This window comes from Aliivibrio sp. 1S128 (assembly GCF_001691065.1).
Taxonomy (GTDB): domain Bacteria; phylum Pseudomonadota; class Gammaproteobacteria; order Enterobacterales; family Vibrionaceae; genus Aliivibrio.
The window spans coordinates 1-737 of record NZ_MAJV01000088.1; the positions used below are offsets into that span (position 1 = coordinate 1).

Annotated in this window: 1 protein-coding gene; it reads right to left on the reverse strand. The window is 32.0% G+C overall.

Translation table 11 applies throughout. The features are described from left to right. Positions 1 to 23: 23 nt before the first annotated feature. The gene (locus tag A6E03_RS10205; protein ID WP_065600807.1) at positions 24 to 482 is read right to left on the reverse strand and encodes a DUF2846 domain-containing protein; all 459 of its coding nucleotides are present in this window, start codon (positions 480 to 482) and stop codon (positions 24 to 26) included. Between the last annotated feature and the right edge of the window lie 255 nt (positions 483 to 737).

Below are 737 nucleotides of genomic sequence, written 5' to 3' on the forward strand. Positions count from 1 at the left end.
TTGATGCATTTGTTATAACAATACTAAATGGATGTGCAAGTTCCCTTTACTGCAAGCTGAGTTCTAATAACCTCACTTTTACCTTGCTCTTCATTAACGACTTTAACGTTAGCACCACCAACAAAGATGCCAGGCTTTAAATACTGTTCAATAAAATATAAACGTCCAGCTTCAGTATTCAGCATTAATCCGTTTGGGGAAAATTCAGATTCAGTACTGATAAAGTGCTCTTTTCCCCCTTCAACTTCTTGATAGAAAAATACACCCTTAGCCGTTTCTCCTACACACTCTTTATTAATGTATACATCTTTCTTAAGAGCTACACCAATTGGTATATCTTTACGATAAACATATACACCCGCTTTATTTTCAGATGGCGCTAAGAACTGTTTTGCTTTGCTTGATTCTGATAATGGAGCTGTTGGAACAGAAGCACAACCACTTAATACTAACGTGATCAGCGCAATAAGAACCTTATTCATATAAACCTTAAGTATGGAAATTTCCATTAAATACTAATTTTACATAACCGAAATAATTATGCATTTTTCTATTTTAGACCGTCGTAGAAATAAGGAGTAGAATCCTATATATCTATGCAAGTAATAAAAAAGTAGCTTTTATCACATAATAAAAATGCTTCAATAAAAAAAGTAAAATATGAATAATATTTAGATTACTTAATGATTCTTATGTAAAGATCTTACGTTTAACGATTGTTATAACGCCTGCATAAC